This is a genomic window from Sinomonas sp. RB5, from assembly GCF_054063535.1.
In genome coordinates this window covers 96,282-120,032 of the sequence record NZ_JBSSGJ010000014.1, presented here as the reverse complement: position 1 = coordinate 120,032, position 23,751 = coordinate 96,282, and the positions used below count along the sequence as shown (strand labels likewise).

Sequence of the window (23,751 nt, the reverse complement as noted above, 5' to 3'; positions counted from 1 at the left end):
GCCGTGGCGCACGACGCCGGATCGGGCGCCACGGTCTCGGCCGTCACCGCTGCCGCGTACACCGTCCCGACGGACGAGCCCGAGGCCGACGGGACGTTCGCGTGGGACTCCACCACCATCGTGGTGGTGCGGGTCGAGGCGGGCGGCACGCACGGGACGGGGTACACGTACGGCCCGGCGGCCCTGGTGGGCCTGGTGCAGGAGCTCCTCGCACCCGCGGTCCTGGGTGCCGACGTCTTCTCCGTCCCGGCCTGTTCCGAGGCGATGGCCCGGGCGCTGCGCAACGCGGGCCAGTCCGGGGCCGGCGCGTACGCGGCGTCGGCCGTCGACTGTGCGCTGTGGGACGCCGCGGCGCGGCACGCCGGGCTGCCCCTGCACCATTTCCTCGGCGCCGCCCGCGCCGAAGTGCCCGTCTACGGCAGCGGCGGCTTCACCACGTACACCGATGCCCGCATGGCCGAGCAGCTCACCGGCTGGGTGGGGCGCGGGATCCCCCGCGTGAAGATCAAGATCGGGCAGGACCGCGGCGCGTCCGAGTCCCGCGACATCGCACGCATGCTGGCCGCGCGGAAGGCGATCGGCGGCGACACCGACCTGTTCGTCGATGCCAACGGCGCCTACACCCCCAAGCAGGCCGTGCGCGTCGCGCAGGCCGCCGGCGAGGCCCGGATCACGTGGTTCGAGGAGCCCGTCTCGAGCGAGGACCTCGACGGTCTGCGGTTCGTCCGCGAGCGCACCTCCCCCGACGTCGCGGCCGGTGAGTACCTCACCCGGCTCAAGGACGCGGAGCGGATGTGCGCCGCGCGTGCGGTGGACTGTCTGCAGGCCGATGTGACCCGCTGCGGCGGGATCACCGTCTGGCTGCGCATCGGCGCGGTCGCGGCGGCCCACGGCCTGGGCTTCTCGGGCCACTGCGCCCCGGCGATCTCCGCCGCCCCGGCCGCCGCCGCCCCCGGACTCCGCCACCTTGAGTGGTTCCACGACCACGTCCGCCTCGAGGCGATGCTCTTCGACGGCGTCCCGGAGCCGGACGGCGGGACCATCGCCCCGGATCCCTCCCTGCTCGGCAACGGGCTGGTGCTCCGCACGGCGGACGCCGAACAGTACCGGGTGGCGTGATGTTCCGAGGCCGTCCCGTGATGCCACCGGGCCTGGGGGCCTTGCGCCCCGGGACGGCCCCGACTCCGGCCACCGTTTCGCGCCGCGGCGCGAGGGGTAAGAACGGCGCGCCTGTTGGCGGGGGTCGCCGGGAGGGTTTCGTTCAGGAGGGACCATGAGTCAGAGCACGCTCGGCACCATCCGCACCAGCATCCCAGGCAGGCTGGATCGCCTGCCCTGGGCCCGATGGCACTGGATGGTCGTGATCGGCCTCGGCACGGTCTGGATCCTCGACGGGCTCGAGGTCACGATCGTCGGGTCGATCAGCGACCGGCTGACCCAGCCCTCCGGGGGACTCGGCCTCTCCACCGCCGGGATCGGCCTCGCGGCCGCGATCTACGTGGCGGGCGCCTGCGTGGGCTCCCTCGTCTTCGGCTACCTCACCGACCGGTTCGGCCGGAAGCGGCTGTTCATCATCACTCTCGGCCTGTACCTGCTGGCCACGGTCGCCACGGCGTTCTCCTTCAACCCCGTGTACTTCTACATCTGCCGGTTCTTCACCGGCGCGGGGATCGGCGGGGAGTACTCCGCGATCAACTCAGCGATCGACGAGCTCATCCCGGCCCGGCGCCGAGGGCTCGTGGACCTCGCCATCAACGGCTCCTACTGGCTCGGCACGGCCTTCGGGGCCATGCTCTCGGTCGTCCTGCTCAACACCGCCCTCTTTCCCGCCGGGCTGGGCTGGCGGCTCGCGTTCGGGCTCGGCGCCGTCCTGGGCCTCCTGATCCTCCTCGTGCGGCGGAACGTGCCCGAGTCCCCGCGGTGGATGTTCATCCACGGCCACGAGGACGCCGCCGAGAAGACCGTGAAGGACATCGAGTCCGAGATCGAGGACGAGACCGGGCGCCGGCTCAGCGAGGTCGACAACTCCATCACCATCGAGCAGCGCCGCTCGATCGGCTTCGGCGAGATCATCCGGGTCTCCCTCGAGCGGTACCCCAAGCGCGTGGTCCTGGGCCTGTCGCTCTTCGTCGGCCAGGCCTTTCTCTACAACGCCGTGTTCTTCACCTACGCGCTGGTCCTGACCAAGCTCCTGCACGTCCCCGAGGACGTGGCCCCGTGGGCCCTCGTGGCCATCGCCGTGGGCAACTTCGCCGGCCCGCTGACCCTCGGCCACCTGTTCGACTCCGTGGGCCGGCGGGTCATGATCTCCGCGACCTACATCGGTTCGGGGGTCCTCCTGGCCATCGTCGCCGCCCTCTTCGGCGTGGGCGCCCTGGACGGGTTCTGGCTCACCGCCTGCTGGACCATCGTGTTCTTCGTGGCCTCGTGCGGGGCGAGCAGCGCCTACCTGACGGTGAGCGAGGTGTTCCCGCTGGAGACCCGGGCACTGGCGATCGCGTTCTTCTACGCGGTGGGCACCGGCCTCGGCGGCATCATCGGCCCGCTCCTCTTCGGCGGCTTCATCGGTCAGGGTGTCGGGGCCGTGGCCGGCGGCTATTTCATCGGCGCCGGCCTGATGGTTGCCGCCGGCCTTGTCGAGGTGTTCCTCGGCGTCGAGGCCTCCCGCACCTCGCTCGAGGAGGTTGCGCGGCCCATCACGGCCCAGCAGGAGGCGGTGTGACACCGCCGCGGCACACCCGCCCCGCCCCCGTCCGCGCCTTCCTGGAGTATGTGCTGTGGACAGCCGTCGGCACGCTCTTCTGGCTCGCCACCGCCTCCACGGTGACCGCCGTGGAGACGGGCATCGCCGCGGCCGTCTCCCTCGTCTGCGCGGTGCTCGCCCGGCTGGCCCGACGCGCACTGCCGTTCCGTGCACGTCCGGGCCGCGAGTGGCTGCGCTGGGCGGCCGTGGTGCCGCTGGCAGCCTGCGCTGACCTCCTCCGGCTGCCCGGATGGCTGCGCTCCGGGCAGCCGGAGCAGTTGCGCGAGGCCGCGATGCCCACGGGCGGCGACCGTCAGACCGGCTGGCGGGCGGGCGGCATCGTGGCCCTCTCGGCCACGCCGGGCTCGGTCGTCGTCGCCTCAGACCCGGACTCAGGGGCTGTCACCGTGCACTCGGTCACGTCCGGCTGGCCCCGCCTCGACGAGCAGGTCCTCAGGGACAAGGAGCCGGGGCGATGAGCTCCGAGGCCCTGTGGGCCGGCGCCGCCCTCGCGTTCCTCGTAGTGGGCGTGGCCCCGGGCCTGCTGCTGTGCGCCCGGGGGACCGCGATCGCACGGCTGGTCGGCCTCGAACTGCTGGGTGCCTCGGCGATCCTGGCCATGATCGCCCTCTCCGCCGCCGTGAACCAGTCCTCGTACCTCATCGTGCCGCTCGTCCTCGCGGTGCTGACCGCCACGGGCACCCTCGTCTACACGCGCCTCCTCACGCCCGAGGCCGCGGCCGCGGGAGAGGCCGGCCCGGGCGCGGATGGCAGAGCCAGCGGCGGGGCTGGAGGCCAGTGATGATCGCCGCCCAAGCCGTGTGCGCCGCCCTCGCAGTGCTCGTCACCGCCTATGCCGCCGGCGGGGCCCTGCTCGCCCGGTCGCCGCTGGCCCGGCTGCACTTCCTGGCCCCGGTCACCACCCTCGCCGTCCCGCTCCTCGCAGTGGCGGCCGTGCTGGCCTTCGGGGTGTCCCTGGGGAGCGCGTCGGTCGTGGTCACGGCGGCGGCGATCGCCGTGAGCGGGCCCGCGCTGACCGCCGCCGTGGGGCGCGCCCTCGCCGCCGAGGCGGGAGCAGATGTCGGGAAGGAGCCCGAATGAGCGACTCGCTCCTCACTGACCTTCTCCTCGCCGTGAGCCTCACGCTCGTGCTCGCCGGGGCAGTCGTCGTGGTGCTCACGCGGCGGCCGTCGCGCCAGGCCGTGGCGCTCTCGGCCTACGGTCTGGTGCTGGCCCTGATGTTCATGGTGCTGCAGGCGCCGGATGTGGCCCTGAGCCAGGTGGCGATCGGGACCGCCGTCGTGCCCCTGATCGTGGTGCTCGCCATCCGGAAGGTCGAGAGCATCCGCTCGGAGCAGGCCGAGTCCCGCAGCGGGCAGGACGAGCAGTGAGCCGCCGCGTCCGGGTGTACCTCTTGGCTGCGGGGCTCGCGGCCCTCGGCGCGATGCTGTGGGCCTCGTTCGCGGCGCTGCCGGGCTTCGGCGGTGCGAGCCACCCCTACCGGGACCTCGCGGTGGCCGCGACCTTCGCCCATGCAACGGCCAACGCCGTCTCGAGCATCAACTTCGACCAGCGGGGCTTCGACACGTTCGGGGAGGAGACGATCCTCTTCTGCGCCGTGGCGGGCGTGGTGGCCCTCCTGCGCCCCGTCCACCGCGAACGCCGGCGCGAGGTGGGCAGCGGCGGCCAGACCCTCGAGTCCACGAGCCTCGTCGTCTACGTCCTCTTCCCGCTCACGCTCGTGCTCGGCGCCGATGTCGTGGCCCACGGCGCCATCACCCCGGGGGGCGGCTTCCAGGGCGGGGTGGTCCTGGCCACCGGCATCCACCTGCTCTACGTCGGCGGCCACTACCGGCTCCTGGAACGGCTGCGCCCGCTCGACTGGTTCGCGCAGGGGGAATCACTAGGCGTGGTGCTCTTCGGCGCCCTCGGCCTCGCAGGCGTGGCGCTCGGGGCAGACCTGTTCGCCAACGCCGTCCCCCAGGGCCAGCTCGGCGACCTCGTGTCCGCAGGGACCGTTCCCCTGTTCAACATCGCCGTCGGGATGACGGTGGCCAGCAGCGTCGTCATCCTCCTCTCGGGGTTCCTCGACCAGACGCTCGCCATCCGCGCCGATCCCCGCAAGGGTCCGCGGGACGAGGACGAGGAGGGAGCCGCGTGACCGTCTACGCCTACATCGTGGCCGGCGCCGTCATGCTCGTCGGCATCGCCGGGATCGCCACGAGCCGGAACCTCGTCCACGCCGTCGTCTCGCTCTCCGTGGCCCAGTCCGCCACCTACATCCTGCTCATCGCAGTCGGCTACCAGAACGGCGGCCTCGCTCCCATCTTCGGCTCGCAGGTGGGCCGGGACACCGCCGTCGTCGACCCCGTCGTGCAGGCGCTGACCCTGACCGACATCGTGGTCTCCGCGGCCGTGACCTCCATGCTCCTGGCCCTGGTGATCCAGATGGCCAAGCGCCGGCGCGCCATCGATCCCGACGACCTCGGCCCCCTGGAGGGCTGAGGCATGCAGACCGGACTCGCGCCGCTCATGCCGGCCCTCGTCGTGGGGCTCGTGCTCACTGCCGGGGTGCTCATGGCGGTCGGGCGGTACGTCCGCAGGCCCTTCGCGGACCTCCTGGCCATCGCCGCGGCCGCCGCCGCCGTCTGCGTGGACGGCGTGCTGCTCGCCGGCACCTCCTCCACCAGGCTCGTCTACTGGATGGGGGGCTGGTCAGCGCGGGACGGGCGCACCGTGGGGATCGCCCTCGTGGGCGACGGCGTGGGGGTGGGCCTGGCACTGCTCGCCGCCGCCCTCATGGCCGCGGCCCTCGTGTTCTCATGGCGGTACTTCGAGTCGGACAGCTCCCACTACCACGGCCTCATGCTGCTGTTCCTCGCCGGCATGACGGGATTCGCGTTCGCCGGGGACGTCTTCACGATGTTCGTCTTCTTCGAGCTCATGGGCGTTGCGGCCTATGCGCTGACCGGGCTCAAAAGCGAGGACCCCTCGGCGGTCCACGGGGCCATCAACTTCGGCATCATCAACTCGCTTGCCGCCTATCTGTCGCTGACCGGGGTGGGGCTCGTCTACGCGCACACCGGCAGCCTCAACCTCGCGGCCCTCTCCCACCAGCTCGAGGGCGACCACGGCATCCTCGTGCCCATCGCGTTCGTGCTGCTGTGCACCGGCTTCCTCGTCAAGGGCGCCCTGGCACCGTTCCACTTCTGGCTCGACGACGCCCACGCCGTCGCCCCCTCCCCCGTGTGCGTCCTCTTCTCCGGTGTCATGGTCGAACTTGGGCTGTACGGGGTGGCCCGGGTGTACTGGGCGGTGTTCAGCGGCACCCCGGCGGCGGAGGGGATCCGCACGCTGTTCCTGGTCCTCGGCGTCCTCACCGCCGTGGTCGCGACCCTCATGTGCTTCATCCAGCGGCACCTCAAGCGGCTCCTGGCCTACTCGACGATCGCGCACATGGGCGTCTTCCTCGTGGCCCTCGGCTCCGCGACGGAATCGGCGCTCGCCGGGCTCGCGGTGTACGTCCTCGGCCACGCTGCCGTGAAGGGCTCGCTGTTCCTGCTCAGCGGCGTGGTCCTGGACCGGTACGGGAGCGTGGACGAGTACACGCTCCAGGGCCGCGGCCGGGACGCCCCCCTGCTCGGCGGTGCGTTCCTGGTGGCCGCGGCGGCCCTCGCCGGCGCTCCCCCCTTCGCCACCGGCCTGGGCAAGGCCGTCACGGAGCACGCCCTCGGCGAGGCGGGGCAGTCCTGGGGGATGGCGCTCATGATCGCGGTCTCCGCCCTCACGGCCGGCGCCGTGCTGCGCGTGGGCCTGCGGATCTTCCTCGGGCTCGGCTCCCCGCCTGAGGGCATCGAGGCCGAGGGCATGAGCGGGGACGAGGAGATGATCGAGGTGCGCATAGGCCGGGAACGGGTCCCGCTCTCGATGAGCCTTCCGGTGGCCGCGCTCCTCGGCGCCGGCGCCCTGCTCGGCTTCGTGCCCGGGATCACGGATGCCGCTTCAGGGGCAGCGCAGCAGTTCATGGACCGGGCCGGCTACGTCGCGGCCGCCCTCGGCGGCGCGGCCAGTGCGTCGCCGGGCGTTCCCGCCTCAGGGTGGGACGCCTCGGGGATCCTCTGGGGGTCCGTGACGACCCTCGCGGCGCTCGGGGCGGCCGCCGTGGACCTCTACCGGCACCGCCTCCCCGCGGCGGGACGCCGTCCCTTCACCGTCCTCGACCCGCCGCTGCGCTTCCTGCGGAGCCTGCACTCTGGGCGGGTCGGCGACTACACGGTCTGGCTCGTGCTCGGCATCACGGCCTCGGGCGCGATCGTGCTGTTCTAGCACTGTTCGCTGGCCAGGATGCAGGTCAGGTGCTGGTCAGCGGGCGGTCCCGGTGTCCTGCCCGGAGCGGGATCAGTCCGCCCCTTGGCAGAGGGCGTCCTCGCTCGCGCACCCACAGCCCTCGGCGGACCGGGCCAGCCCGGGCTGCGGGCGCTCGGCGGACGCGCGCACCGGCTCGGCCGCTCCTTGCCGGCGCCGCGAGCCGGTGTACACGATCTTGCCGATCCCGCTGATCTGGAGCGCGAGTTCGCGCGTGGTCCTGATGTCCAAGATGCCCCTCCCCATGGCAGACGTGACGAGCGTCACAACACGATAGGCTACTGGAAAGTAGCCTAGACGGCGTTTCTGCTCACGGTCCGCGCGCCGTCGGGCATGGACGTCGCAGCCCGCTTCACTTGCATGGGTAGCATGCGAATGGCGTGGCTCTTCGGGATCCGTGGACAAAGGGGTATCGGCGTGGGGAGAAGTCCTGCTCTGAGGGCAGCGCCCTCGGGCCGCAGGCCCGAGGGCCGTCGTCGGCGTCTGGGCCTGGACGAGCTGCGTGCTCGGGGGGTTGCGACGTGGGCTGCCCACCTCGGGCCGCCCGAGCTGGAGGACGTCATCTCCCGGAGGATGGCCCATCTGGGCGGGGTGGCCGCGGTGACATCGCTGGTCCTCTACCTGCTCTGGCGGGTGATGTTCAGCCTGCCCACCGCGCCCGCCGACCAAGCTGCGGCGTGGGCGCTGCTGGTCTTCGAGACGCTGCCGCTGCCCGGGATGATCATGAACACCGTGGCCTGGTGGAACCTCGATTCCAGCGCTCCGCCGACAGAGGGGGCAGGGCTCGGCCTGAAGGTCGTGGTGCTCATCCCCACCTACAACGAGCCGGCCGAAGTCCTCGCCCCGACCATAGCGGCCGCCTGCGCCCTCACGCCGGCACACGAGACCTGGGTGCTCGACGACGGCGACCGCGGATGGGCCGCCGATCTCAGCCGGGCGTACGGCGCCCGCTACGTGCGCCGCGACGAGCACCGCCATGCGAAGGCGGGGAACATCAATCACGCGCTCGGGCTCATGGAACGCGAGGCCGCGGCGGGAGCCGAGGCAGTGGATGTGGTCGCCGTGCTGGACTGCGACCATGTCCCCTTGCCGTCCTTCCTGTCCGGCACGCTCGGGTGGTTCGCGGACCCGGAGATCGCCCTCGTGCAGGGGCCGCAGACCTTCTACAACGGCGGGGCCTTCGACGACGACGGCATCACGGGCGAGCAGGGCCTCTTCTTCAACGTGCAGATGCGGGCCCGCAACGCAGCGGGGGCCGGCCCATTCTGGTGCGGGTCGACGGCGCTGCTGCGGGTGGAGGCGCTGCGCGAGGTGGGCGGGGTCGCGACCGAGACCATCACCGAGGACATGCACACCACCCTGAAGCTGATCCGGCGCGGCTGGAGGACGGTCTACCACCATCAGACGCTCGCGCTGGGGCTCGCGCCGGCCACCCCCGGGCAGTATCTGCTGCAGCGGCGGAGGTGGGGGCTGGGCGCAATGCAGATCCTCACCCTCGAGAAGCTGTGGGCCGCGAAACGCTGGATGTCGTGGCGCAACTTCCACGAGTACCTCAACGGCACCCTCTGGTGGCTTGAAGGGGTCGCAACCGTCGGGGCCTTCGCCGTCCCCGCCCTGGCGCTCGCGTCCGGCGCACAGACGTCCACGGCCGATCCCCTGGTCTTCGCCGGCATCTTCACCGCGGCCTTCACGGTGCGGCTGTGGGGAGCGAAACGGCTCATGCGCCGCCAGATCCAGTGGCCCACCGCGTTCGCCCTGCGAGTGTTCCGGATCCCCGTGGGCCTGGCGTGCCTCTGGTGGCTCGTCACCCGCAGGAGCCTCGAATTCGAGGTCACCCCCAAGGGCGCCGAGGGCAGCAGGGCCAGGGGGCAGCTCCCAGCGGTCATCGTCGCGCTCCTGCTCCTGGTCACGGGGGTCCTCCTCTGGGCTGGCGCCGGACTGGCGGGGCTGGTGCCGTGGAGGGCGTCCCCGGCCTCGACGGAGACGGCGGGGGCCTGGCTGCTGCTGTCCCTCGTGCTGCTCGTCCTCGGTGCCGCGAGGATCAGGTCCGAGAAGTTCGCCACGTCGCGGCGCAACGCCCACAGGGTGATGGTCTGCGCTCCGGTGACGGTCGGTGGTGCCCCGGGGACCTTGGTGGACATCTCGGTCGGCGGTGCGCGCGTCAACCTCCCGGCCGGGACACCTCCGCCGGCCGGCGAAGTGACCGTCACGCTGGCCGCCGCAGAGCCTGTCGTCCTGGAGGTCGTCTCCGCCTCGGAGGGGCTCGGCGGGCCCCGCACCGTCTCGCTCAAGGTGCGCCCCGGGGACTGGGGCGCCTACCGCGTTCTCTCCCTCTGGCTCTTCCACACCCCCGCCGGAGCTGTGCCCAGGCTCGGCCCCGGCGTTCCGGCCGTGGCGTGCACGGCGCGTGCGGCGGGCCCGGCAGCCCGAGGCCCCGCCGCCGCGCCGGCCAGCGGCGCCACCCTGCACTCCGCGCCCTAGTCGGCGAGGTCGAGCTCGGCAGCGGCGGCGTTGGAATCCAGCTGCGCCACCGACTTGCAGCCCGGGATGACGGCGGCGACGGACGGCTGGCGCAGGCACCAGGCAAGGGCCCAGGCGGCCATGTCCGTACCCGGCGGCACCTCCTCCTCGGCAATCCGCTGGACCTCCGAAAGCCGCTCCTGGGTCCGGCCGTCGGGCCTGCGGGACCGGGTATCGGCGGGATCGGTGAACCGGGTGCCCGGGGCGTACTTGCCCGACAGCAGCCCGCCGGCCAGCGCCTCGCGGGCGAGGACCCCGAGATCCTGCCGCTCGCACGAGGCGAGGACCTCCTTCTCCGGCTCCCGGTCGAGGCGGCTGTACACGAGCTGGAGCACGCTCGCCCCGACCTCGGCCGCGCGGTCGGTCTGGTACACGTTGGCGTTGCTGCCGATGGAAATCCCGAGGTGGCGGACCTTCCCGGCACGGACCTGCGTGCCGAGGGCCTCCCACAGCTCGTCCTGGTCGAAGACGTCGTCGCCGCCCGAGTGGAACTGGTACACATCGATGTAGTCGGTTCCGAGGGCGCGCAGCGATCGCTCCAGTTGGGCGATGATCTCCTGGGCGGACCACTCCTGGGTGCGCTCGTGCAGGCCGTGATAGCGGTGGCCGAACTTCGTGGCCACCACCCAGTCGGCGCGGTTGCGCGCAATGGCCCTTCCGACGAATTCCTCGGACAGGTGGTCGCCGTAGCACTCGGCGGTGTCGACCAGGTTGATGCCCAGATCGCGGGCCCTGCCCAGGATCGCGTCGGCCTCCGCCTGCGAGAAGTCCTTCCCCCACTCTCCGCCGAACTGCCACGTCCCCACCCCGACCGTCGATACGGTCAGCTCGGTCCTGCCAAGGCGCCTGTACTTCATGGGAAAGCCTCTCCTCGATGGTCAGCGTGCGGCCTGGTGTTGGAACGCCGCCCATGCCTGGAAGCCGCCGACGAGGTCGGTCGCGCGGGCCAGGCCGAGGCGCTGCAGGGTGTGGGCGGCGAGGCTCGAGCTGTAGCCCTCGTTGCAGACGATCACGATCCGCCGCGTGGGGTCGTCGGCAACCGGCAGGCGGAAGGGACAGGTCGGGTCGAGGCGCCATTCGAGGACGTTGCGGTCGATGACGAGCGCCCCCGGAAGCGCACCATCGCGGTCGCGCTGATCGACCGGGCGCGTGTCGACGACCAGGGCGCCCGCCGACACCTCGTCGTCCAGATCCTCGGGATGGACGCGTTCGAGTCCCGCGCGGCTCTCGAGGAGCAGGCGATAGATCCTCGACGCCCCGTCCCTGTCCGCGCCGGCCCCCACGGGCGCATCAGCCTGCTCTTCCACGACGTCCACGACGTCCACGGCTTCCTCGATTCGTCCGGGCCGCACGACGCCGGTGACCCGCCTCGGGGAGGCGGGTCACCGGCGTCGTGCTTCTGGTGCGCAGATCAGGCGAAGTCGGCCTGGGCGGGGTCGGCGCCGATGCGGCCGGCGGCGCCCTTGTCGAGGCCGTTGATGGCCTCGATCTCGGCCGGCTCGAGGGTGAGGGCGACGGCGGTCCAGTTCTGGGCGATGCGCTCGGGCGTGACGGACTTGGGGATCACCACGTTGCCGAGGGCGAGGTGCCATCCGAGGACCACGTTCGGGACGCTCACGCCGTGGTTCTCGGCGATCTCGCGCAGCACCTGGTCCTCGAGGAGGTCCTTGCCCTGGCCCAGCGGCGACCAGGACTCGTGCAGGATGCCCTTGGACTCCTCGTAGGCGCGCAGCTCGGCCTGCGGGAAGTACGGGTGCGTCTCGACCTGGTTGATCACGGGGACCACACCGGTCTCGCGCTGGATCTCCTCGAGCGCCTCGACCGTGAAGTTGGAGACTCCGATCGAGCGGACGCGGCCGGACTCCTTCAGCTTCGCGAACTCCTCCCAGGTCTCGAGGTAGAGGCCGCGCTTCGGCTGGAGCCAGTGGATGAGGTACAGGTCCACGTAGTCGAGGCCGAGCTTGTCCAGCGAGGTCTCGAAGGCGGGGGCCACCTTGTCGCGGCCCTGGTCTGCGTTCCAGAGCTTCGTGGTGATGAAGAGGTCCTCGCGGTCCAGCCCCGAGGAGGCGATGGCGCGGCCCACGCCGGCCTCGTTGCCGTAGATGGCGGCGGTGTCGATGTGGCGGTAGCCCACGCGGAACGCCTCGCCGACCACGCGCTCGGCGACGTCGTCCTCGACCTGCCACACCCCGTACCCGAGCTGGGGGATGGTGCGGCCATCGTGGAAGGAGAGGACAGGGGAGGTCAGGGTCTCAGCAGAAGTCATGCTGCCCATCCTGCCACCGCGGCGCCGCCAGGCCAGGGGTTCTGCACGATTTTCCGCGGGACTTCGCGCACCGCGAACCCCGGAATAGAACCGGGGCGCCGCGGCGGCGTCCCGCCGGCGGTCACCGGCGCATGAGCTCCTCGGCCTCCTGCACGTGCTCGAGCACGGTGGTGGCGCGGCGCTGCACCGAGAGCGCCCCCACGGGCACGGGGCCGACGGCAAGGCGCAGCATCGCGGCGGCCTCGGCCGTGGTGGCGAGGGCGTTGCCGGCGCGGGACAGCGCCCGGTGCACGGCGGCGTAGTCGCCGGGGACGTCGAGCCCCTCGCTCGGGGAGCGCCGCTGCGCCTCGACGCAGACGGCCCGTACCCGGGGAAGGAGCCCGGCGAGACCGTCGGCGATGACCACGAGCTCGCTGTAGAGCGCCTCGTCATCGATCCCCTCGAGGACCTGGTGGTAGCGGTCGAGGCCCCTGCGGAAGCGGTCGTGCGCGCGGCGCCACAGGCCCTTGCCGAGCTCGGCGTCGTCGCGCCGGCCGGCGAGGGCGGACTTGATGAATCCCACGGAGGCGCTCAGAGGTACTGGCCCGGGCCGTGGTCCGGGTCCCGGGGCACGCCCTGGCGCTGGCCGGGCACCTGGCCGGGGCCCTGGGCGCGCTGCGGCTCGCCGTTGGGGCCGATGACCACGCCGGGCGCGATCATGGTCCCGGGCGGGAGCTGGCGCAGCTGCACCTGGGCCGCGGCGAGCTGGTGGGCGGCCTGCTGCGCGGCGATGGCCGTCTGGATGCCGTGGAAGAGGCCCTCGAGCCAGCCCACGAGCTGGGCCTGGGCCACACGCAGCTCGGACTCCGAGGGCACCGACTCGTCCGAGAACGGCAGCGAGATGCGGTGGAGCTCGTCGACGAGCTCGGGCGCGAGACCGTCCTCGAGCTCCCGGATCGAGCGCTCATGGATCTCGGCGAGGCGCTCGCGGGCGGCCTCGTCGAGCGGGGCGCCCTTCACTTCCTCGAGGAGCTGGCGGATCATCGTGCCGATCCGCATGACCTTCGCCGGTTCGTCCACGAGCTCCTGCAGGCTCGCCCGCCTCGGCTGCTGCGCGGACGACGCCGCGTGGCCGGCTTCCGTGGCGGCGTCGCCGTCGATGGCGGTCCCCTCGACCGGCTCCTCCGCGTGGGCCGGTCCCATCCCGTCCGTGTGCTCGTTCCCCGCTGACGTCATGACGCCATCCTCTCACGCGGCCGGCGCCGGGCCCCGGGGCGAAGGGCCGCGTGACGGCGCCCCGCGGCGGGGAGCGCGGGGCTCAGCAGCACCGACCCTGGGGGTTGGCATCCTGGCGGTCGGCGTGGTCCCGCCAGAACTCCCGCTCGGTCATCGCCGGCGCCGCGCACCTGCCCGCAGCCTCCTCGGCCCGGTGGTGCTCGAGGTACCTCTCATAGGCGTCGGCGCCCAGGACGCCGCGCGCGTAGGCCCGCGCCCCGGCGAGGACCGAGCGCACGGCGGCGACCGCCGTCGTGCGCCCGGAGCCGCCGGACGGCCTCGGCGAGGGGGACATCAGTGGTGCCCGGCCGGCGTCGTGCTCATCCCGGCGGCCTTCCACTCCGCCAGGACCTCGCGCTCGGCCGCAGTCGGCAGCATCCCCGCGGGTGCGAAGACGCGGGAGGGCACGGCCGGGTCCTCCTGGTCCGCCAGCGCCGCGGGGTCCGCCCCGCGGAAGGCCCGGAAGGTGGCGACGAGGGCGGCGATGATCACGATGATCGAGAGGACCACGAAGACCACGCTCAGCACGCCCTGGACCGTGGTGTTGCGGACCACGGCCTCCATCGCCGCGACGCTCTTGGCGGTGCCGAACGAGGTCTTCCCGTCCGCTAGGGCCTTGGCGAACTGCGCGTTCTGCGCGAAGTAGCCCACCGCGGGGACCGGCGAGAAGATCTTGTACGCACTCGCCGTGATGGTCACGACCGCCGCGAACGCGAGCGGCAGCGCCACGACCCACAGGTGCCGGAACGTGCGGCGCTTCGCCGCGATCGCGAGGCACACCGCGAGCGCGATCGCAGCGAGGAGCTGGTTCGCGATGCCGAACAGCGGGAAGAACGTGTTGATGCCGCCGAGGGGGTCGGTCACACCGAGGATCAGGATGTAGCCCCAGCCCAGCACCATGACCGCCGTGCAGATCCACGCGCCTGCGCGCCACGAGGTGTCCTTGAACTTCGGGATGAAGTTCCCGATCGAGTCCTGCAGCATGAACCGGGCCACGCGGGTGCCGGCGTCCACCGCGGTGAGAATGAAGAGGGCCTCGAACATGATGGCGAAGTGGTACCAGAAGGCCGCGAGTCCCGCGCCGCCGATGAGCTGCGCCATGATGTGGCTCAGTCCCACCGCGAGGGTCGGGGCGCCGCCCGTGCGGGAGACGATCGAGGACTCGCCCACGCCCTGGGCGGTGGCCGCGAGCTCGGCGGGGGTGACGTTGACGCCCGCCAGGCCCAGGCCGTTCACCCACGCGGCGGCCTGCTGCACCGAGCCGCCGGTGAGGCTGGCCGGGGCGTTCATGACGAAGTACAGGCCCCGGTCGATCGAGACCGCCGCGACGAGCGCCATGATCGCCACGAAGGACTCCATGAGCATGCCGCCGTAGCCGATGAAGCGGGTCTGGCGCTCCTTCTCGATCAGCTTCGGGGTGGTGCCCGAGGAGATGAGGGCATGGAAGCCGGACAGCGCGCCGCACGCGATCGTCACGAACAGGAACGGGAAGAGGCCGCCGGCGAACACGGGGCCGTTGTCCTTGAACGCGTACTCGCTGAAGGCGGGCGCCGTGATCTCGGGGCGCACCACGATGATCGCGACCGCGAGGAGCGCGATGACGCCGACCTTCATGAAGGTCGAGAGGTAGTCGCGCGGGGCGAGCAGGAGCCACACGGGCAGGACGGCCGCCACGAAGCCGTAGACGATGATGCCCCACGCGATCGGGAGCCGGTCGAGGTGGAAGAGCGCCTGGCCCCAGTCGGTGTGCGAGACCCAGCCGCCGCCGATGATCGCGGCCATCAGGAGCACGAACCCGATGACCGAGACCTCCATGACCTTCCCCGGGCGGATGAACCGCAGGTAGATGCCCATGAAGAGGGCGATCGGGATGGTCATGGCCACCGAGAACACGCCCCAGGGGCTCTCGCCGAGCGCGTTGACCACCACGAGGGCGAGGATGGCCACGATGATGATCATGATGAGCAGGGTCGCCAGCAGCGCCGCCGTCCCGCCGACCACGCCCAGCTCCTCGCGGGCCATCTGGCCGAGCGAACGGCCGCCGCGGCGCATCGAGAAGAACATGACGAGGTAGTCCTGCACCGCGCCCGCCAGCACCACGCCCACGATGATCCAGATCGTTCCGGGCAGGTAGCCCATCTGCGCGGCGAGGATCGGGCCCACGAGCGGGCCGGCGCCGGCGATCGCGGCGAAGTGATGCCCGAAGAGGACGTTCCGGTCGGTGCGGACGAAGTCCTTGCCGTCAGCGTTGTACTCGGCCGGCGTCGCGCGGACGTCATTGGGCCTGAGCAGGTACTTCTCGATGTACTTGGAGTAGAACCGGTAGCCGATGAGGTAGGTGCACACGGCCGCGAAGACGAACCAGATCGCGTTCACGGTCTCGCCGCGCACCAGCGCGAGCATGACCCACGCGAGCCCTCCGAGGAGGGCGATGGCGACCCAGATCGCGATCTTGGCGGGGGTCCAGCGCTTCTCCTCCGCCTCGAGCCTCGCGGGGTCGACGGCGACCGGCGGCAGCGCCGGGTCCTGGACGACGTCAGCCTCGGCTGGGTCGCTCTCGGGCGCTCCCCCAGCGCGGCGTGCGACGGTACTCATGCTGCTCCTCCTCGAGCGAGAGTGATGGATACTCCCGACCCTAGCCAGAGGGCACACCGCCACCGTGCGAAGGATCCCGTGCGGGACGGGCGCTGCGACGAGCGGTAGCGGGCCTGCGGCGAGCGGCGGCGCGCCGGAGCGCCGCGCGCCCGAGGCGAGCGGGCGGCGTCGTGCGCGTCCGGCGGCCCGCTACATCGTGAGGAGGATCTTGCCCACGTGCTCGCCCGAGTCGAAGTACTCGTGGGCGGCGGCCACCTGGGCCAGGGGGAAGGCCTTGTCGACGAGGGGCTTGATGCGGCCGTCGGCGACGAGGGGCCACACGTGGTCCTTGACGGCGGCCATGATGGCTCCCTTCTCCTCCACCGGGCGCGGCCGGAGCGAGGTGGCGATCACGGCGGCGCGCTTGCTCAGGAGCGTGCCCAGGTTGAGCTCGGCCTTCGCCCCGCCCTGGAGCCCGATGACCACGAGCCGGCCGTAGGGGGCGAGGGCCTCGACGTTGCGCTCGAGGTACTTCGCGCCCACGACGTCGAGGATCACGTCCGCGCCGCGGCCGTCCGTGGCCTCGCGCACGGCCTGGACGAAGTCCTGCTCGCGGTAGTTGATGGCGACGTCGACCCCGAGGAACGCGCGCGCGGTGGAGACCTTCTCCTCGGTGCCCGCCGTGGCAGCGACCCGGGCGCCGAAGGCCTTGGCCATCTGCACGGCCATCGTGCCGATCCCGCCGGTGGCGCCGTGGATCAGCAGGAACTCGCCGGGCTGGAGCTGGGCGGTCATGAACAGGTTGGAGTACACCGTCGCGGCGGTCTCCGGCAGCGCGGCGGCCGTCACGAGGTCCACGCCCTCGGGGATCCGGACCACCTGCTCGGCCGGGACCGCGACCTTCTCGGCGTAGCCGCCCCCGGCGAGGAGGGCCACGACCCTGTCCCCGACGGCGAACGGCCGCGTGACGTCGGGACCGAACCCAGCGATGCGTCCGGAGACCTCGAGGCCCGGGATCTCGGAGGCGCCCGGCGGGGGCGGATAGAAGCCGCGGCGCTGCTGGACGTCGGCCCGGTTGACACCCGCGGCCACGACGTCGATGAGCAGCTCGCCGGGGCCGGGCTCCGGCGCGTCGACCTCGCGCACCTGCAGTACCTCCGGCCCTCCGGGCTCGGTGATGAACACGGCCTTCATGTCGGTGCTCCTCCTCCCCCAGGGGGCGTGAAGTTTTCACGAGATCACTGGTTTTCACGAGATCACTGGTTTTCACGAGATCACTGGCCTATGAAACACTACTAGGACACGGAAGGTTGTCCGAGCGGCCTATGGAGCTGGTCTTGAAAACCAGTGTGCGGTCACCCCGTACCAAGGGTTCAAATCCCTTACCTTCCGCCGCAGGCGCAGCGCCCCCGGTCCTCGTGGATCGGGGGCGCTGCCGCGTCCGGGGTTGGGGCGCACCGCTCGGCGGTGGACAAGGGGGCGGGGCCAGGGGCGGCCCGGGGCGCAGCGCGAGTGTGCGGTTGTCGCGGGTTCCACCGAGCCGGACCCGCAGGAGCGGCACACTCGGTCAGCGTCTCGGGTCCTGCCACCCCTGACGCCGCAGCACTTCTGCCCCCCGCGCCGCGACCCAGGCGTCGCCACGTCGCAGATCGCCCCTGGTGATGACCACGAGGCGCCATCCGGCAGCGGCGATCTCCTGCGTCCGCAGAGCATCGCGCGTCTGCTGCGCGGGCGTGAGGTGGTGGGCGCCGTCGTAGTCCACGGCCAGGCGGAACCGCGGCGCCCGAACGCTGCGTCCACGGCGGCACGGAGGCCGGGCAGGCGGATCATGGCCACCTTGGAGTACATCGACCGCCGGTGCTCGCTGACTAGGGCATCGCCGAGGACCACAAGGTCTTCGGTCGTCACGCCGGCTACCGCGGCGATGTCGAGGAATGTGCGCGCGGGCGAGGTGACCGGAACGCCGTCGGCCGTCTCGATGTCATCCGGCCTCAGGGCGGCCCGGTGCCCCGCGACGCCGCGGCGGCGGAACTGCACGCCGCCCGGCGGGACAGTGAGATGGAGGCGCGAATCGTGCTTGAGCGCTTCCGGGATCGGCAGAGACCGCGCAGCGCGAGCGCGCTGAAGTGCGAGATGACCGCCCCAGGGGCCAGCGACAGGTAGGGCGCCGCCCGGCGCGCGAGCCCTTGCTCTGCGGCCCGCGGCACTCTGATCCCGCGGCTCGGCCGCGCGAGATCGATGGCCCGCAGCCGCGAGGCCGAGATCCCGGCAGCCCTGGCGTCCCGGACGGTGAACGAACCGGCGGCCAGGTGGGCGGGGAGCTCGGAACGACGGGTCATCGAACCATTGAGCCACAGATGGCCCCGGTGTAGCCGGAGTTATCCACAGGCCACGGTCGCGCAGATGCCGGTGGCGCCGCGGGCAGCGGACCGCGCGGATCCTTGAAAAATGTCGGATGCGCCACATAGCGTCTGTCTCGTTCGGCTAGTTCGGCAAACATCCAGACAGACCGACCCAAGGAGCTCCCTGTGCCCACTCCACATTTCGTCGCCGGAGCGCCCTGCTGGGCCGACCTCATGACGGGCGATGTCGAGAAGGCCAAGGCCTTCTACGCCGACCTGTTCGGCTGGACCTACGAGACCGGTGACCAGGAGAAGTACGGAGGCTACGTCACCGCCTTCAAGGACGGCGCGATGGTGGCCGGGATGATGGGCAAGATGGAGGAGCAAGCCTCGATGCCTGATGTCTGGACCGTGTACTTCAAGACCGACGACATCGCAGCCACCGCCGACGCCGTCTCCGCAGCCGGCGGCCAGGTGTGGATGCCGCCGATGGAGGTTCCCGAGCAGGGCCACATGGCCGTGTTCGGCGATGCCGGCGGGGCCGCGTTCGGTTCCTGGCAGTCCACGGGCCACACGGGGTTCGGCAGGCTGGCCGAGCCCGGGACCCCCGCGTGGTTCGAGCTCCACGCGCGGGACTACGACGCCGCGGTGCAGTTCTACCCGAAGGCCTTGGGCTGGGACCTCACGGTCATGGGCGACACCCCCGATTTCCGGTACTCCACCTACGGCGACGGGCCGGAGTCCAAGGCCGGGATCTTCGATGCCGCGGGAGACCTCCCCGAGGGCGTCCCAGCCCACTGGCTCGTCTACTGGGCGGTCGAGAACGCGGACGAGGCCATTGAGAGGGCCGTCGCCCACGGGGCGACCGTGCTCATGCCTGCCGCCGACACCCCCTTCGGCCGCATGGCCGCGCTCGCCGACCCGTTCGGGGCCGTATTCCGCATCATGCAGGACCCCGGGCAGACGGCCCAGGCATAGCCGAGGCTCGCCCCCACCCCGGTTTTGGGTACGCATCTCGTCACCCCTGACCCGTTTCGGGTACGCATCTCGACCCGTTTTCCGCGTTCCGGGTACACGGCAAGGTGACGGGCGACCGCGGCCGGCGGCTTCCCCAGGGGAGGTCGGCGGCCGTCGTCGTGCTGCCCGCGAGCGCTTCTGAGAGTCACCTTCTGAAGGTCACGTCTTGTTAGTCCGTCAGGAAGTGACCTTCAGGAGGTGACCTTCAGAAGGTGACCCTCAGGAGGTGACCCGCAGGAGCTGACCCTCAGGAGGTGACCCCCAGGAGCTGACCCTCAGGAGGTGACCCCCAGGAGCTGACCCTCAGGAGGTGACCCCCAGGAGCTGACCTTCAGAAGGTGACACCCAGGAGGTGACCTTCAGAAGGTGACCCTCGGGAGCTGACCTTCAGGAGGTGACTCCCAGAATGTGCCTCGCGATGGCGTCCGCGTCGCGGAGGGTGCGCTGCCCGCTCGGGTACGGGGCGCCGTCGTGCGCCTCGCCGGGGGCGGCGAACGGGTGCGCCTCGGCGGCGATCGCGGTGCCCCACTGCACCGCGGAGAGCTGGAGGCCCAGCACGTAGAGGCCCTCGACCGGAAGGCCGTTGACGTCGAGCGCCCGGTACGGCGGGGCGGTGACGTCCAGCCCGGTGGCGGGCTGCGGCACCCCGTCCGCGCCGGCGAGGAAGCGCGGGCGCACCAGCCCGTCGGCCAGCAGCCCGGACAGCAGCGGCGAGTCGGCCCGCGCGACGGCGTTGGCGGGCGCGAGGGCCTCGACCAGCCAGCGCGCGCGGACCTCGGGGCCGCCCACCCACGGCGACGTGGCCGTGAAGCTGCGCGCGGAACGGTCCACCCAGAAGCGCGGCTCGGGGCCCACGGTGCCCACGATCCCGGCGCGCATGAGCGCGGCCAGCTGCCGGATCCGCTGGGCGGGCGGCCCGCTCGCGAGCCCCTCGGCGAGCCCCTCGAACCAGCCACGCAGGCCCGAGACCCACGAGGCCTCGGTGATGCCGCCGTCCGCCACGGCCTCCTTGAGCACCGCCCGGCCCCGGTGGAGGGCGGCGATCGCCATCTTCACGGGATCGTCCTCGCCCCGCGCTGATCCTGCGGCATCCTCGTCGAGGTAGGCCAGGACGCGGGCGTCGAGCTCGGCGCGGTCGGCGGCGTGCCAGCCTGCCAGCGGCGCACCCAGGGCACGGAGGTCGAGCCGCCGGGCGGGGACCACGCCGTCGTGCACCACCTCGGACGCTCGCGGCTCCCACCCGGGCCCCTCGACGGCCAGCGCGGCGGAGAGCTTCTCGAGGAAGCCCTCGGACACGGCCGCGGGCTCGACCCGGGCGAGCGTGGAGTAGTACGCCCACAGGGTGTCGCGGTGCAGGAGGGGCCAGAGGTCCTGGTCGAACGAGGGCTGGATCCCGGCCTGCCGCGGGGCCAGGGCGGCGGCGCGCGTGAGCCAGCGCAGCTCGACGGACGGCGCGTAGTAGGCGTCGAGGTCGGCCTTGCCCCGGTAGGGCACCCCGCGGCGGGAGGCGGCGACGAGGTGCGGCTCGCGCCCCGAGGGCGTGTAGACGAGCCGGCCGTCGTGGCCCTCCGTGAACCGGCCGCCGCGCCCCTCCGTGAGCGCAGCCATGACGTCGAAGAAGTTCAGCCCCATGCCGCGCACCAGCACCGTCTCCCCCGCGGGCAGCCGGTCCCAGTCCACGTCCGCGGGCGCGGCGGGCGGCAGATAGTGCAGCCCCAGGTGCGCCGCCGCGCCCGCGAGCGCGGCCTGCTCCGCGCTCGGCTGGGCGGGCACATGGCCGAGGGCGAGGACGACGGCGTCGGCCTCCTGGGCGCGCCCGTTGGCGCACGTGACGGCGAACCCGTGCGGGGTGCGCCCCACCCGGGCGACCTCGGCCGGCACGTGCCGGACGGTCGTCCCGGGCGGCGCCGCGGCGAGCACCGCGTCCCACGTCTGGGCGAGGTAGCGCCCATAGAGTGCCCGGGGCGGGAAGTCCCTCGACTCGAGGCCCTTGAGCTCGGCCTGCTCCTCGGCCGCGAGGGTGCAGGTGCCGGCGTCGATCGCCGCGCGCTGGGCCTCGCGCCATACGTCGAAGCTGCCGCCCGCGAGCGGGGGCGCGAGGCCGGGCTCGCTGGGGATGAGCGTGGGATAGAAGGACTGGGTGTTCATGACGAACAGGCGCGGCTGCGCCGTCCGCCAGACCTTGCCGGGGCCCGGGCTGAACGGGTCGTACACGGTGATCTCGAGGCGCGCGGCGCGGGCGGCGGGACGGCCGCCCGGGGAGGCGACGGCGTCGTGCGCGCGCGCAGGCCGCTGGGCGTGCACGGCGAGGAGACGCTCGACCGCGGAGGCGCCGCGGGGGCCGCCGCCCACCACCGCCACCCGCAGAATCCCGCCCCGAACCATAGGGTTGAGCTTAACCTGCGGCGTGGAAGGATGGCCCCATGACTGCCCAGCCGCCAGTGTCCGCAGACACCGCCACCCTTCCCCCGGCCGCGGCCCCCGCGGACCAGCCCGTCGACGAGAACCTGTGGCTCGAGGACATCCACGGCGAGGACCAGCTCGCCTGGGTGCGGGAGCAGAACGCCCGCACGGAGGAGGTGCTCGAGACCGGCGACTACCCCGAGCTCGAGGCCCGGATCCTCGAGGTGATGGATTCGACCGACCGCATCCCGATGGTCGCCAAGCGCGGGGACTGGTACTACAACTTCTGGCGCGACGCCGAGCACCCCAAGGGCCTGTGGCGCCGCGCGCGCTGGGAGTCCTACCTGACCCAGGCGCCGGAGTGGGAGACCGTGCTCGACGTCGATGCGCTCGCTGCCGCGGACGGGGTCGAATGGGTGTGGGGCGGGGCGAACTTCCTGCGCCCGGCCGACGGCGTCTCCTGGCGGCGCTGCATGCTCCGGCTCTCCCCGGACGGCGGCGACGCGGCGGCCGTGCGGGAGTACGACGTCGAGGACCGGGCGTTCATCGACCCATCCGAGGGCGGCTTCGCCCTCCCCGCCGCGAAGGGCGGCGTGGACTGGCTGGACGCGGACACGCTCCTGGTCTCCTCGACGCTCGGCGAGGACGCGGTCACCACGTCCTCCTACCCGCGGATCGTGCGGAGGCTGCCCCGCGGCATCGACCTGGCCGACGCCGAGGTGATCTTCGAGGTTCTCGCCGACCACATGATGGCCGGGGCCGGGTTCGACGACACCCCGGGCTTCGAGCGTCTCATCGCGAGCGACCGCATCAGCTTCTTCGACGTGACGCACTCGATCTGGTGGGACGACGCGTGGCACGAGATTCCCGTGCCCACCGACGTGGACGTGGACCTGCACCGGGAGTGGATCCTGTTCCGGCCCCAGCGGGACTGGGACCTGGAAGGGCGCACCTACCCCGGCGGCTCGCTGCTCGCTGCCGACTTCGAGGCGTTCATGGCCGGCTCGCGGGAGACCACTGTCCTGTTCGCCCCCGACGCCCACACCTCGCTGCAGTCCTGGTCGTGGACCAAGGGCCACCTGCTGCTCAACCTCCTCCGCGACGTCTCCTCCGAGATCCGCGTCCTCACCCCGCCCGCGCGGGCGGCGGCCGGCGACGGGACCGCCGCTGCGGAATCCGCGGACGACGCCGCGTGGTCGCCGCGGGTGCTCGACGCGTGCCCGCCGCTGCACCTCGTCGAGTCGTACGCGGTGGACGACGAGGACCCCGAGGCCGGGGACGACTACTGGCTTGTGGCCACCGGCTTCCTGACCCCGACCACGCTGTTGCGCGGCACCCTCGGCGGGGAGCACGCGGAGGTGAAGCGGGCGCCGTCGTTCTTCGACGAGTCGCGGTTCGAGGTCGAGCAGCACTTCGCCGTCTCGGCGGACGGCACCCAGGTCCCGTACTTCCAGGTCGGGCCCCGAGGGCTCAGGCTCGACGGGACGGCGCCGACCCAGCTCTCCGGGTACGGCGGGTTCGAGATCTCCCGCACCCCCGCCTACTCGGGCACCGTGGGGCGCGCGTGGCTCGAGAAGGGCGGGGTGTACGTCGTGGCGAACATCCGCGGCGGCGGTGAGTACGGGCCGGCGTGGCACCGGGCCGCGCTCAAGGAGAACCGGCACCGCGCGTACGAGGACTTCGCGGCGGTGGCGCAGGACCTCATCCGGCGCGGGGTCACCTCTCCCGCGCATCTGGGCTGTGCGGGCGGCTCCAACGGGGGCCTGCTCGTGGGGAACATGCTCGTGGGCTACCCCCAGCTCTTCGGGGCGATCTCGTGCGGAGTCCCGCTGCTGGACATGCGCCGGTACACGAAGCTCTCCGCCGGCTACTCGTGGATCGCCGAGTACGGGGACCCGGACGACCCCGACGAGTGGGAGTCCATCCGGACGTTCTCCCCCTACCACCTCCTGCGGGACGGCGTGGACTACCCGGACACCTTCATCTGGACGGCGACCTCGGACGACCGCGTGGGGCCGGTGCAGGCCCGCAAGATGGCCGCGCGCATGGAGGCCATGGGCATCCCGAACGTGTGGTTCCACGAGGCCCTCGAGGGCGGCCATGCCGGCGCCTCCGACAACCGGCAGGCCGCGGCGCTGCAGGCCCGCAGCCAGGCGTTCCTGTGGCGGGCGCTGACCGGGACGCTGCGCTGACCCCTTCTGGGGGTCACCTCCTGAGGGGTAGCTCCTGGGAGGCACCTCCTGAGAGTCAGCTCCTGAGAGGCACCT

22 protein-coding genes and 1 tRNA gene are annotated in these 23,751 nt (G+C 72.3%); 13 read left to right on the top strand and 10 right to left on the bottom strand.

Going from position 1 to position 23,751, the window contains the following annotated elements:
* Positions 1-3: 3 nt before the first annotated feature.
* From ACVWWH_RS15660 to ACVWWH_RS15620, 9 genes are all read left to right on the top strand, one after another.
* Positions 4-1,119: an enolase C-terminal domain-like protein gene (locus tag ACVWWH_RS15660; RefSeq protein WP_457317181.1), complete on the top strand. Its 1,116-nt coding sequence runs from the start codon at positions 4-6 to the stop codon at positions 1,117-1,119.
* A 154-nt stretch (positions 1,120-1,273) separates the two neighbouring features.
* Positions 1,274-2,722: an MFS transporter gene (locus tag ACVWWH_RS15655; RefSeq protein WP_457317180.1), complete on the top strand. Its 1,449-nt coding sequence runs from the start codon at positions 1,274-1,276 to the stop codon at positions 2,720-2,722.
* Positions 2,719-3,222, top strand: coding sequence for an SUR7/PalI family protein (locus ACVWWH_RS15650; protein WP_066495233.1), 504 nt, complete (start codon positions 2,719-2,721; stop codon positions 3,220-3,222). Before ACVWWH_RS15655 ends, ACVWWH_RS15650 begins: the two co-directional genes overlap by 4 nt.
* Positions 3,219-3,545 (top strand): monovalent cation/H+ antiporter complex subunit F, encoded by a 327-nt coding sequence (locus ACVWWH_RS15645; protein WP_141305529.1) that lies wholly within the window; start codon positions 3,219-3,221, stop codon positions 3,543-3,545. The genes ACVWWH_RS15650 and ACVWWH_RS15645 overlap by 4 nt, the downstream gene beginning before the upstream one ends.
* The gene (locus ACVWWH_RS15640; protein ID WP_066495232.1) at positions 3,545-3,844 is read left to right on the top strand and encodes a monovalent cation/H(+) antiporter subunit G; all 300 of its coding nucleotides are present in this window, start codon (positions 3,545-3,547) and stop codon (positions 3,842-3,844) included. The genes ACVWWH_RS15645 and ACVWWH_RS15640 overlap by 1 nt, the downstream gene beginning before the upstream one ends.
* Positions 3,841-4,134 carry a Na(+)/H(+) antiporter subunit B gene (locus ACVWWH_RS15635; RefSeq protein WP_066495231.1) on the top strand — a complete coding sequence of 98 codons (294 nt, stop codon included), beginning with the start codon at positions 3,841-3,843 and terminating at the stop codon, positions 4,132-4,134. Before ACVWWH_RS15640 ends, ACVWWH_RS15635 begins: the two co-directional genes overlap by 4 nt.
* Positions 4,131-4,904, top strand: coding sequence for an MnhB domain-containing protein (locus tag ACVWWH_RS15630; RefSeq protein WP_066495229.1), 774 nt, complete (start codon positions 4,131-4,133; stop codon positions 4,902-4,904). Before ACVWWH_RS15635 ends, ACVWWH_RS15630 begins: the two co-directional genes overlap by 4 nt.
* Complete coding sequence (locus ACVWWH_RS15625) at positions 4,901-5,248, top strand: sodium:proton antiporter (protein ID WP_066495228.1); 348 nt, start codon at positions 4,901-4,903, stop codon at positions 5,246-5,248. Before ACVWWH_RS15630 ends, ACVWWH_RS15625 begins: the two co-directional genes overlap by 4 nt.
* A 3-nt stretch (positions 5,249-5,251) precedes the next feature.
* A complete protein-coding gene (locus ACVWWH_RS15620; protein ID WP_457317179.1) occupies positions 5,252-7,069 on the top strand; it encodes a complex I subunit 5 family protein in 1,818 nt (605 codons plus the stop codon).
* A gap of 72 nt (positions 7,070-7,141) precedes the next feature.
* Here the strand turns inward: ACVWWH_RS15620 and ACVWWH_RS15615 are convergent, their stop codons facing one another.
* The gene (locus tag ACVWWH_RS15615) at positions 7,142-7,339 is read right to left on the bottom strand and encodes a hypothetical protein (protein WP_457317178.1); all 198 of its coding nucleotides are present in this window, start codon (positions 7,337-7,339) and stop codon (positions 7,142-7,144) included.
* Positions 7,340-7,525: 186 nt separating this feature from the next.
* Here ACVWWH_RS15615 and ACVWWH_RS15610 point away from each other — a divergent pair, with 186 nt between their 5' ends.
* Positions 7,526-9,589, top strand: coding sequence for a glycosyltransferase family 2 protein (locus ACVWWH_RS15610; RefSeq protein WP_457317177.1), 2,064 nt, complete (start codon positions 7,526-7,528; stop codon positions 9,587-9,589).
* On the opposite strand, the gene ACVWWH_RS15605 is transcribed toward ACVWWH_RS15610, so the two are convergent.
* From ACVWWH_RS15605 to ACVWWH_RS15570, 8 genes are all read right to left on the bottom strand, one after another.
* Positions 9,586-10,485: an aldo/keto reductase gene (locus ACVWWH_RS15605; RefSeq protein ID WP_457317176.1), complete on the bottom strand. Its 900-nt coding sequence runs from the start codon at positions 10,483-10,485 to the stop codon at positions 9,586-9,588. The genes ACVWWH_RS15610 and ACVWWH_RS15605 overlap by 4 nt on opposite strands.
* A gap of 21 nt (positions 10,486-10,506) precedes the next feature.
* Complete coding sequence (locus ACVWWH_RS15600) at positions 10,507-10,953, bottom strand: rhodanese-like domain-containing protein (protein ID WP_457317175.1); 447 nt, start codon at positions 10,951-10,953, stop codon at positions 10,507-10,509.
* An 86-nt stretch (positions 10,954-11,039) separates the two neighbouring features.
* Positions 11,040-11,894, bottom strand: a complete 855-nt coding sequence (locus tag ACVWWH_RS15595; RefSeq protein ID WP_447421043.1) for an aldo/keto reductase — start codon at positions 11,892-11,894, stop codon at positions 11,040-11,042.
* Positions 11,895-12,015: 121 nt separating this feature from the next.
* Positions 12,016-12,456, bottom strand: a complete 441-nt coding sequence (locus tag ACVWWH_RS15590) for a hypothetical protein (RefSeq protein WP_066495207.1) — start codon at positions 12,454-12,456, stop codon at positions 12,016-12,018.
* A gap of 8 nt (positions 12,457-12,464) precedes the next feature.
* On the bottom strand, positions 12,465-13,109 hold the full coding sequence (locus tag ACVWWH_RS15585) for a bacterial proteasome activator family protein (protein WP_066495204.1): 645 nt from the start codon (positions 13,107-13,109) through the stop codon (positions 12,465-12,467).
* A gap of 82 nt (positions 13,110-13,191) precedes the next feature.
* Entirely contained in the window at positions 13,192-13,443 is a 252-nt protein-coding gene (locus ACVWWH_RS15580; RefSeq protein ID WP_084249262.1) for a YbdD/YjiX family protein, read from the bottom strand.
* A complete protein-coding gene (locus ACVWWH_RS15575; RefSeq protein ID WP_457317174.1) occupies positions 13,443-15,743 on the bottom strand; it encodes a carbon starvation CstA family protein in 2,301 nt (766 codons plus the stop codon). The genes ACVWWH_RS15580 and ACVWWH_RS15575 overlap by 1 nt, the downstream gene beginning before the upstream one ends.
* A gap of 189 nt (positions 15,744-15,932) precedes the next feature.
* The gene (locus ACVWWH_RS15570) at positions 15,933-16,916 is read right to left on the bottom strand and encodes an NAD(P)H-quinone oxidoreductase (RefSeq protein ID WP_457317173.1); all 984 of its coding nucleotides are present in this window, start codon (positions 16,914-16,916) and stop codon (positions 15,933-15,935) included.
* A gap of 110 nt (positions 16,917-17,026) precedes the next feature.
* Here ACVWWH_RS15570 and ACVWWH_RS15565 point away from each other — a divergent pair.
* Positions 17,027-17,114 (top strand) — tRNA-Ser (locus tag ACVWWH_RS15565).
* Between the two features lie 1,136 nt (positions 17,115-18,250).
* A complete protein-coding gene (locus ACVWWH_RS15560) occupies positions 18,251-19,042 on the top strand; it encodes a VOC family protein (RefSeq protein WP_457317172.1) in 792 nt (263 codons plus the stop codon).
* Positions 19,043-19,468: 426 nt separating this feature from the next.
* On the opposite strand, the gene ACVWWH_RS15555 is transcribed toward ACVWWH_RS15560, so the two are convergent.
* On the bottom strand, positions 19,469-21,466 hold the full coding sequence (locus ACVWWH_RS15555; RefSeq protein WP_457317171.1) for an FAD/NAD(P)-binding protein: 1,998 nt from the start codon (positions 21,464-21,466) through the stop codon (positions 19,469-19,471).
* A gap of 38 nt (positions 21,467-21,504) precedes the next feature.
* Between ACVWWH_RS15555 and ACVWWH_RS15550 the strand changes: the two genes are divergently transcribed.
* Entirely contained in the window at positions 21,505-23,676 is a 2,172-nt protein-coding gene (locus ACVWWH_RS15550) for a prolyl oligopeptidase family serine peptidase (protein ID WP_457317170.1), read from the top strand.
* Positions 23,677-23,751 lie beyond the last annotated feature (75 nt).

Excerpts from the sequence above, each read along its gene's own strand:
- ACVWWH_RS15655 (WP_457317180.1), top strand. The coding sequence starts at position 1,274 with ATGAGTCAGAGCACGCTCGGCACCATCCGCACCAGCATCCCAGGCAGG.
- ACVWWH_RS15645 (WP_141305529.1), top strand. The coding sequence starts at position 3,219 with ATGAGCTCCGAGGCCCTGTGGGCCGGCGCCGCCCTCGCGTTCCTCGTA.
- ACVWWH_RS15640 (WP_066495232.1), top strand. The coding sequence starts at position 3,545 with ATGATCGCCGCCCAAGCCGTGTGCGCCGCCCTCGCAGTGCTCGTCACC.
- ACVWWH_RS15635 (WP_066495231.1), top strand. The coding sequence starts at position 3,841 with ATGAGCGACTCGCTCCTCACTGACCTTCTCCTCGCCGTGAGCCTCACG.
- ACVWWH_RS15620 (WP_457317179.1), top strand. The coding sequence starts at position 5,252 with ATGCAGACCGGACTCGCGCCGCTCATGCCGGCCCTCGTCGTGGGGCTC.
- ACVWWH_RS15605 (WP_457317176.1), bottom strand. The coding sequence starts at position 10,485 with ATGAAGTACAGGCGCCTTGGCAGGACCGAGCTGACCGTATCGACGGTC.
- ACVWWH_RS15595 (WP_447421043.1), bottom strand. The coding sequence starts at position 11,894 with ATGACTTCTGCTGAGACCCTGACCTCCCCTGTCCTCTCCTTCCACGAT.
- ACVWWH_RS15585 (WP_066495204.1), bottom strand. The coding sequence starts at position 13,109 with ATGACGTCAGCGGGGAACGAGCACACGGACGGGATGGGACCGGCCCAC.
- ACVWWH_RS15580 (WP_084249262.1), bottom strand. The coding sequence starts at position 13,443 with ATGTCCCCCTCGCCGAGGCCGTCCGGCGGCTCCGGGCGCACGACGGCG.
- ACVWWH_RS15575 (WP_457317174.1), bottom strand. The coding sequence starts at position 15,743 with ATGAGTACCGTCGCACGCCGCGCTGGGGGAGCGCCCGAGAGCGACCCA.
- ACVWWH_RS15570 (WP_457317173.1), bottom strand. The coding sequence starts at position 16,916 with ATGAAGGCCGTGTTCATCACCGAGCCCGGAGGGCCGGAGGTACTGCAG.
- ACVWWH_RS15555 (WP_457317171.1), bottom strand. The coding sequence starts at position 21,466 with ATGGTTCGGGGCGGGATTCTGCGGGTGGCGGTGGTGGGCGGCGGCCCC.
- ACVWWH_RS15550 (WP_457317170.1), top strand. The coding sequence starts at position 21,505 with ATGACTGCCCAGCCGCCAGTGTCCGCAGACACCGCCACCCTTCCCCCG.